The organism is Marivirga sericea (assembly GCF_900177665.1).
Classification (GTDB): Bacteria; Bacteroidota; Bacteroidia; order Cytophagales; family Cyclobacteriaceae; genus Marivirga; species Marivirga sericea.
The window spans coordinates 526,037-535,634 of record NZ_FXAW01000002.1 but is presented as its reverse complement, the minus strand read 5'-3'; the positions used below and the strand labels follow the sequence as shown (position 1 = coordinate 535,634).

Below are 9,598 nucleotides of genomic sequence, written 5' to 3'. Positions count from 1 at the left end.
GCTTCTCACATCACCTGCTTGAGACTCAATAGCTGCAATAAGCTCGTCACTAGCTGTAATAATGAATTGGCTACCTCCTGTATCATTCATTAGCAATGAATGCAAACTGTTATTGGCACCGTCAACTCCATTCCAATCAGCAACACCTAAATCTGATGAAAACACTGCTTCTGGATGAAATACGAAATTAGCATCATCCCATGAAGCTACATAATCAGCAGCTGCCACTAGGTCAGATCCATCTCCAGCAATCGCTTGCTGAGCGAAGTTAGCTGCGTCACCATTTCTACCCCAGTATAAATATACTCTTGCTAACAAAAGTCTAGCTGCTGTTTTATTAGCTCTAGCTACTGCAGACGTTCCAGCACCAGCTTCAGGTAAGTCAGCTATTGCTTCCAATAAATCTTGCTCTATTTGCTCATATACCTGCTCATTGGTCGCTCTAGGTCTATCATCCGCGTTTGCAGAACCAACAGTAGGTTCAGTTCTTAATATAGCAGATAAGTTAAAACCATTCACTTCCTGACCTGGCTCATAGCCTAATACCCTAGCTAAATCGTGATAGAATAAAGCACGTAAAAACTTTGCTTCAGCCTTCAACACATTTTTCGCAGCCTGATCTCCAGCAACTTCCTCTCCATCAATCAGGTTAATAACGATATTACATTCGTTAATACCCACATAACGATTAAACCAAATATTGATACCCGAATTCACTGCGTTTACATAGTCACCTTCGTATCTACCAGTAAACTGTACAAGCTCCATATTATCAGCTAAAATTTCAGGCCCTATCATCATGGTTTGACCATAATACCCAAAATCGTTAACACTTTCGTAAGCAGAAAATAATACTGCCTCAAAGCCACCTAAGTCGCCTAAAACCACTTCTTGAGGAAGTGCAGCCTTGTTTTCTACATCTAAGTCTGTACAAGATGTGAAAAGGATGCCTCCCATTAAAAATATATATAATAATTTCTTCATGATTATCTCTTGTTTAAAAATTATAATCCGATGTTAATACCTGCAGAGAACTGTCTTCCTAAAGGATAAGCTCCGAAAGAAGAAACCCCAGTACCATTGTTATTGGCCACTACTTCAGGATCAATACCATCATATTCGGTCCAAGTTAGAAGATTCACTCCCTGCACAAATACTCTAGCTTGCCTCATATTAGCTCTTTCCAAAATTGATTTTGGAATATCATATGACAAGGTTAAAGTCTTTAATCTAATGTAAGAAGCATCAGACAAGAATCTATCGGTTACCAAATTATTACTAGTTTGGGCTACACCTGCTATCGTTTGATTTGGCGTTACCTGAGGATAGTTGGTTAAATCACCTGGTTGTTCCCAGCTATTTAAGATATCCTGTCTTTTATTTCCAACTCCACCAGGACCTAGAAGGTTGTATAAATCACCATTGTAGGCCATATTACCGTACTGGTATTGGAAAAATACGTCTAATGACAATCCTTTATAAGAGAATGTATTACTCCACCCACCAAAATGAGTCGGAATAGCACTTCCTGCAACATAACCATCTTCAAAGTTTTCAGTGTAAGAAAGGTTACCATCTTTGTTTATAAACATTTGACGACCGTTAGCAGGATTCACACCAGCTGATTCAGCAAAGTAAAAGAAATCTGCAGGCTCACCTACGATTAATTCTGGAATACCAGTATCAGCATCAAAAATAGTATCTTGACCGCCAGTTAGTTCTGTTACTTCATTCTGCAAGAATGAAATATTAAATCTTGAGTCAAATCTGAAACCGCCTTGATCTACTACGATACCACCAATTTCGATATCAATACCTTGATTTCTCAAAGCTCCTACGTTATCAAATATAGAGTTGTTAGTTACACCTGCATTTTGGAAGAATGGAACCGCAAATAATAAATCTCTGTTATTGGTTCTCCAAAAATCAATATTACCAAATAATCTATTATTCAATAATGAGTAGTCAATACCAATGTTGATGGCTTCTTCTTCTTCCCAACTTACAAAGTCATTACCTAATTGAGTAACCGTTACAGTGGAACCTCCTAAGTATTGTCCAGTAGCACCTCCCCAGTTAGTTAAAGGCACATAGTTAGCTGGAGTTCCGTCGATTGGACTTCTTAATTCAGCATTACCTAATACACCATAACTCGCTTTCAATTTTAAGTCATCTACAAAACTAACATCTTGTAAGAACACTTCGTCAGATAATCTCCATCCAAGAGACCCTGCATAGAATGTACCATACTTAGATTCAGATCCGAATCTAGAGTGTCCATCACGTCTTACAGTCACACTCGCTAAATATCTATCATCGTAGTCGTAATCCACTTTTCCAAATACACCTAATCTTTTATATTCTTGGAAGAATCCTCCAACCGATGTTGGTTGACCATCTCCTGGCAATCTAAAGAATGGATTTGCAAAAGAGTTAGCACCTAAACTTGCACCTTCTCTTTCTTCAAATTTATACTCGTAACCTACAATAGCTTTCACTCTGTGAACATCAGCAAATATCTTACTGTAATTCAAGTTATAGTTGGTATTAAAATTAATAGTTCTTCTGTTATTAACAAAGATCGAACCACCTGCAGCTCTAAAAACTGGAATAGTCGAAGGCCTCTGGTTATCATCTCTGTTCATAGAAAAGTCTATTCCAACGAACCCTGTCGCAGATAAACTAGGTAAGATTTGATAGGTTGCATTTGCGCTTGATACCGTTTGCAATGTTCTACCTAGTCTTACTTCTTCGTTTACGCCTTGTAAGATATTATATCCAAACAAATGAGATAAGCCATTAGTAGGATAAAGATTGTAATCACCGTTTGCATCAGTTGCAGGTGAAGTAGGGATTGCTTCGAAACTTGCTACCCAAGGTCCATTCACAAAGTTACCATTTGCAATTGAACCGAATTGTCTATTGTGTGCCAAAGATAATTTTGCTCCAACTGTTAATTTATCAGTAGCCTGATGATTTAAGTTCAAACGTCCTGTGAACCTTTCGAAGTCTGACATGATTACCTGACCTTCTTGCTTGTTATATGATCCACCAAAGTAGAATTGAGTTTTCTCATCTCCACCTGACATTGATAGGTCATACGTTCTAAATCTTGCATCTTGGAACATATTGTCTACCCAGTCATACTCCTCATAAGAAGACGGATCTTCTGGATTACCATATAATGCAAATGCTCCAGTACCAGGAGTAGCAGGATCAATTCCTACGTTTATTTGCTGCTGAGCCTGAAATCTTGTAAAGTCTTCAGCACCCAATACTTCATATAAATTGAACGGCTGTACAACACCTTCTTGAACGCTCAAGTTAACTTGCGTTTTTCCTTTTCTAGAACCAGTTTTAGTCGTTACGATTACAACACCATTAGCTGCCTGAGCACCATATATCGCTGATGCAGAAGCATCTTTTAATATATCTATGGACTCAATATCATTAGGATTGATAGAATTCAAAGGGTTTGAAGAACCTTGAGTAGATCCACCACCTTGAGTTCCAACTTGTACACCATCTATGATGATCAACGGATCATTACTAGAGTTGATGGAACCCACCCCTCTAATTCTGATATTCATTGCACCACCTGGAGCACCACTGGCAGCAGAAATTTGCGTACCTGCAACTCGTCCTTGAATAGCTCTATCAAAAGATTGCATTGGCAAATCTTCGATCACATCACCCTTAACAGAAGAAATTGAACCCGTGATTTCTCTTTTCAATTGAGAACCGTATCCAGTTACAACAACTTCTGATAATTGTTGCACATCAGTAGCCATTTGGATATCGATTACAGAACGAGCTCCAATAGCAACTTCCTGCTTCACCATACCAATAAATGTAAAAACTAATGTACCTCCCTCAGAAGGAACTGATATTTTGTAATTACCATCTAAATCAGTGGTAATACCTGTACCAGTACCTTTTAATAAAACGTTCACACCCGGTAAGGACTCGCCAGTCTCGTCATCAGTGACTGTACCGCTTACAGTGCGATCCTGTGCCCATGCGTGTAGCACGAACACCAACATGAAACATGTTAGTAGAATCTTCTTCATACTTATTTTAGTTTAGGTTAACAATAATTAAAAGTTAAATGTACATAACATTAACTGAAAATACCTAACAAAATATAAATTTTTCTTGAAAATTAATTGCCAAATAAAAAATATATATTTTGCACTGATAGAGTCAATTGTAGACATGTGACATTATAATACAATATAATCGAAAACAACCAGCCGTTTAAGAATATGTTTAAATATAATTATTTCTATATTTTTTTGAACTAGATTATTTTAAATACAACAGTCTTTAAATACTCTCCAGAGGGTAACTTTTTTGCACCATAGCCTACAACCTGCACATTTTCTTTATCAACTCCTGCCCTTTTAACTAACTGATTGTAAACGGCAGTAGCTCTTTTCTTTGATAACTCCTTATTATAAGCAGCAGAACCTACCTCATCTGTATATCCACCAATTTCAATTCTTATATCTGGATTTTGAATAAGGAAGTCAGCAATTTTACTTATTTCATTGCCGGATTTATTAGATAGCTCATAACTATCAAATTCAAAATAGATGTTGTTTAATACAACGATTTCATCCTTCCGGATCGGTTTTAAGCTAAAATTCAACTGTGTTTTGCTTTCACTGATCTCCAATTTCTTCGATAAGAATAGATATCCTGCCGATTCTACATAAAATGAATAATCGGAAGGTTTAGGTATAACAACTTTATATTCTCCTGTTTTAAAATTACTGTACGTTTCCTGCACCAAGCTATCCATTGCTAAATCATAAATTTGAATTTTTGCTCTTAAATTAGAGCTATCGATAGCATCGATCACTTTACCGTATACTAAATTAATTTTAGTCGCCTTCTCTACGTCTTCATAAAAGATCTTTGAAGGCGGGTATTTTTCCTCAGATTGTAACTCTCTCGCCCAATACCTGTCTCCACTAAATGTTTGATGATAAGAAAGTTCATTGTTAAATGTATTGATAGGCAATCCAATATTCTCTACTTCTTTATCAGAAATGGGCCAATCTATTTTGTAGATATCAAAGCCACCCATCCCAACTCTTCCATTAGAACTGAAAAATAATTCTTCATTTGACAAACTTAAGAAAGGGGAAATTTCATCTGCAAAAGTATTCACCTTATCACCTAGGTTTACTGCTTTAGACCATTCTCCATTTACTTTTTTAGCATAATATAGATCTCTTTTACCCAAACCACCTTTTCTATTAGAACTAAACAACAAAAATCTCCCATCAGAGGAAAGAAAAGGTTGTGACTCCCATGCACTGGAATTAATTTTTACACCCAAATTTTCCGGTTTCTGCCAGTCATCTCCTTCAAAATAAGAAATATATAAATCACAACTTCCGAATCCATCACGCTTATTACAGCTAGTAAAGACCATCACTCTTCCATCTGCTGAAATAGCGGCCGCTCCTTCATTTTCTTTTGTATTAATAACTGGAACCTCTTCTACATTCTGAAATTGATTTCCGGACAGTTTTGCTCTATATATTCCTTCTGCTAAACTACCTGTTCGTTGCCCCGTGAAGTACAGAAATTCAGAGGGGTAGAGAGTGAAAAATGGGAAATAAATACTTCTGAAGATTTTCTCTGACTCAATGGATTTAATATCCTGATTATTTGCTGGACTACCATTTAGCTCTTTCGAAGCAAATTCAATTGATTTGCTGATAACTTCGGCCATATTAATGTAATCTTCTTTATAACCTTTCTGTAAGTATATTTGAATAGGCTTTTTAGCTAATTGATATTTTCCGCGATCAAAAGATTCTTTACCTAATAAAAAGTAGAAATCTGTATATTTGGCAGGCCATTCTTCCTCTAATGAAAATGCTTTTTCAAGAGACCCCACGACTTTATTTAAATCATTGATCCCGTAAAACAAAGTGGCCTTTTCTAAATAGAGATGATGGTTTGCAGGTTCAATTTCAATAGCCTCCTCCATGTACTGAACTGCTCCTTCCCAATTTCTTTGGTAAAGTGCTTCCTTCGATTTTTCAAGCAGCCTTTCTGTCCTCCATTTGTAGTCTTGACAAATGGCGTCAATGAAAAAAGATGAAAATAAAATTAAGAGCGATATTTTTTTGAAATTCATACTCCAATTTAGTAGATAAGGAAGAATTTCAAAAGGAAATTATCTTTTATGGGATTTGCAAGTATTTATGAGTCTGTAAAGATATAGCCCACTTCGGGTTTGCTTTTACGTAATCTACAATCAAAGGCATCATTTCTTCTCGTTTCCCCCATTCCGGCTGTAGTAATAGCTTGCAATCAGTCCCCACTTTTTCCGCATGCTCTTCTGCCCATTTAAAATCAGATTTATTAAAAACAATAATTTTCAATTCATCAGCTCTTTCATACCAATGATCTAATGGTGCTTTGAATTTCTTCGGAGAAAGACAAACCCAATCTACCATGCCCGAAAAGGGATGAGCACCTGAAGTTTCTACATTAACATGAAAACCTTTTTGTAATAAACGTTTGGTTAAGCCATGCATATCATACATAAAAGGTTCGCCTCCTGTGATGACAGCCAGACGAGATTCATATTGATAGGCATCATCTACTATATCATCAATTTTTTTCAGTGGCCATTTATCTGCATCCCAACTATCTTTTACATCACACCATACACAGCCCACATCACAACCACCCAATCGAATAAAATAAGCTGGCTTTCCATTATGGAACCCCTCTCCTTGGATGGTGTAAAATGCTTCCATTATTGGAAGCTCTATATTGGGATCAAACGAGTTCTTGTCCATAAATTTCTTTTTGAGAAGCAAGCCATGTATTCATTAGTAAGCCTGCTCTTGTCATGGGCCCTACTCCACCAGGAACAGGTGTTATGTGGGTTGCTTTCTTCGATACTTCATCAAATAAAACATCGCCCTTTAAGGCAAAACCTGATTTTTTACTTGCGTCAGGAACGCGCGTTGTACCAACATCAATCACCACCACATCGTTCTTCACCATATCAGCAGTAATCAGACCTGGCTTCCCAACGGCAACAATTAAAATATCAGCTTGTTTCGTATATTTTGCTAAGTCTACAGTATGCCTATGAGTTAAAGTTACTGTGGCATCCCCAGGATAATTCGCACTACCCATCAAAATCGAGACCGGTGAACCTACAATATGACTTCTCCCAACCACTACGCAATGTTTGCCCCTTGTTAAAATATCATACCTTTTTAATAATTCCATCACTCCAAAGGGAGTTGCCGGAACATAAGCAGGTAAATTAGAAGCCATTCTTCCGTAATTTACTGGATGAAAACCGTCCACATCTTTTTCTGGTTTGATGGCATTTAATACTTTATCAACATCAATATGCTTTGGCAATGGTAGCTGAACGATGAAGCCATCGACTCTTTCATCATTATTGAGCTTATCTACCTCTTGTAAAAGCTCAGCTTCTGAAATAGAATCATCAAAAAGCAATTTTGATGATTCAAATCCAATCTCTTGGCAATCCTTAACTTTAGCTTCTACATAAGTTTGGCTTGCACCATCGTTCCCAACCAAGATTGCAGAAAGATGAGGAACTTTCCCACCTTCCTTCTTTAATGCTTCAACTTTTCCTTTTAATTCTTCCTTTATTTGAGAAGAAATTTTCTTCCCATCTAATAACATAGCCATGGTAGTATGCTGGTATAGTGATTACTAATTTATTTGCTAAGTGAAGTTTAGTCCAATTTAAGAACCGCCATAAATGCTTCTTGTGGGATTTCAACATTCCCAACTTGTCGCATCCTTTTTTTACCTTTCTTTTGTTTTTCTAAAAGCTTTCTTTTTCTAGAAATATCTCCACCATAACATTTTGCCAGGACGTTTTTACGTAGAGCTTTTACAGATTCTCTGGCAATAACTTTAGTTCCTATAGCAGCCTGAACTGCTATCTCAAATTGCTGTCTAGGGATCAACTCTTTTAATTTTTCGCACAATTTTTTACCCCATTCATAAGCTTTATCCCTATGAACAATGGCAGAAAGTGCATCCACTTTATCTCCATTTAACAGAATATCCAATTTTACTAAATTACTAGTGTGATAACCTACCAATTCGTAATCTAAAGAAGCATAGCCTTTTGAAATAGTTTTCAGTTTATCAAAGAAATCAAATACGATTTCCGCCAATGGCAAATGAAAAGTTAATTCAACTCTGCTCTGTGTTAAATAAACTTGATTTTTGATTTCTCCTCTCTTGTCCATACAAAGTGAAATAACAGGTCCAACAAAATCCTCTTTAGTTATGATCTGCGCTCTGATGTACGGCTCTTCCAAGTAGTCAATACTTCCCAAATCGGGTAATTCAGAAGGTGCACTTACTTTCACCATTTCTCCATCTTTCTTAAATGCATGAAACTGCACAGAAGGAACTGTGGTAATCACAGTCATATCAAATTCACGTTCTAATCTCTCCTGCACTATTTCCATGTGCAACATCCCTAAGAACCCACACCTAAATCCAAAGCCTAAGGCTGCGGATGTTTCGGGCTCCCAAACTAATGAGGCATCATTTAATTGTAATTTCTCCATGGATGCTCTAAGTTCCTCAAATTCCGAGGTTTCTACTGGGTAAATACCCGCATAAACCATAGGTTTTACATTTTCAAAACCTTGAACCGCTTTCCCTGGATTATCAACATGAGTGACAGTATCACCCACTTTAACTTCTTTAGCCACTTTAATTCCGCTAATTAAATAACCCACATTACCTGTGCTTATGGTTTGCTTAGGTTGCTGAGTTAATTTTAGAATTCCGATTTCATCTGCCTCGTAAGTCTTACCGGTATTAATGAATTTAATCTTATCACCTTTCGAGATTTCGCCATTAAAAACCCTAAAATACACCTCTATCCCTCGGTACGGATTAAACACAGAATCAAAAACCATAGCTTGTAAAGGCGCATTCGGATCTCCGGTTGGCGCTGGGATTCTATGTGCAATGGCTTCAAGAATTTCTGCAATTCCTATTCCTTCTTTTGCACTAGCATGTAAAATATCCTCCTTTTTACAACCAATTAATTCAATAATCTGGTCCGATACCTCTTCCACCATGGCTCCAGGTAGATCAATTTTATTAAGCACTGGAATGATTTCCAAATCATGTTCAATAGCCAAATAGAGGTTGGAGATAGTTTGAGCCTGAATTCCTTGCGCAGCATCGACAATCAAAAGCGCGCCTTCACAGGCTGCAATAGAACGAGATACTTCGTAAGAAAAATCCACGTGCCCAGGCGTATCAATTAGGTTATAAGTATACTCCTCCCCGTTCAATTTATATTCCATTTGGATTGCATGTGATTTGATGGTGATACCTCGCTCACGCTCCAAATCCATATTATCCAACAACTGTTCCATTTTCTCACGCTCATTCACTGTTTGGGTTGAATCCAAAAGTCTGTCTGCCAAAGTACTTTTACCATGGTCAATATGCGCAATAATGCAAAAATTTCTAATATTCTTCATCTGTATAACTTTGCTCGACTATTGTGACTTGGCAGTCAAATTGACCATTGCTCTATTGAACC

Annotated in this window: 6 protein-coding genes; all 6 read right to left on the bottom strand. The window is 37.1% G+C overall.

The genetic code is table 11. The features are described from left to right. Positions 1 to 984, bottom strand: a 984-nt coding sequence (locus tag B9Y84_RS07620; RefSeq protein ID WP_176223741.1) for a RagB/SusD family nutrient uptake outer membrane protein, incomplete at its 3' end; no start/stop codon positions are given. A 20-nt stretch (positions 985 to 1,004) separates the two neighbouring features. Continuing rightward, the gene (locus B9Y84_RS07615) at positions 1,005 to 4,070 is read right to left on the bottom strand and encodes a SusC/RagA family TonB-linked outer membrane protein (RefSeq protein WP_085516483.1); all 3,066 of its coding nucleotides are present in this window, start codon (positions 4,068 to 4,070) and stop codon (positions 1,005 to 1,007) included. 230 nt (positions 4,071 to 4,300) lie between these two features. After that, on the bottom strand, positions 4,301 to 6,157 hold the full coding sequence (locus B9Y84_RS07610; protein WP_085516482.1) for an OmpA family protein: 1,857 nt from the start codon (positions 6,155 to 6,157) through the stop codon (positions 4,301 to 4,303). Between the two features lie 46 nt (positions 6,158 to 6,203). Then, positions 6,204 to 6,827 (bottom strand): 7-carboxy-7-deazaguanine synthase QueE, encoded by a 624-nt coding sequence (locus tag B9Y84_RS07605; RefSeq protein ID WP_085516481.1) that lies wholly within the window; start codon positions 6,825 to 6,827, stop codon positions 6,204 to 6,206. Continuing rightward, positions 6,808 to 7,704 carry a bifunctional 5,10-methylenetetrahydrofolate dehydrogenase/5,10-methenyltetrahydrofolate cyclohydrolase gene (locus B9Y84_RS07600; RefSeq protein ID WP_085516480.1) on the bottom strand — a complete coding sequence of 299 codons (897 nt, stop codon included), beginning with the start codon at positions 7,702 to 7,704 and terminating at the stop codon, positions 6,808 to 6,810. The genes B9Y84_RS07605 and B9Y84_RS07600 overlap by 20 nt, the downstream gene beginning before the upstream one ends. Positions 7,705 to 7,751: 47 nt before the next feature. Continuing rightward, the gene (gene lepA / locus B9Y84_RS07595) at positions 7,752 to 9,536 is read right to left on the bottom strand and encodes a translation elongation factor 4 (protein WP_085516479.1); all 1,785 of its coding nucleotides are present in this window, start codon (positions 9,534 to 9,536) and stop codon (positions 7,752 to 7,754) included. Positions 9,537 to 9,598 lie beyond the last annotated feature (62 nt).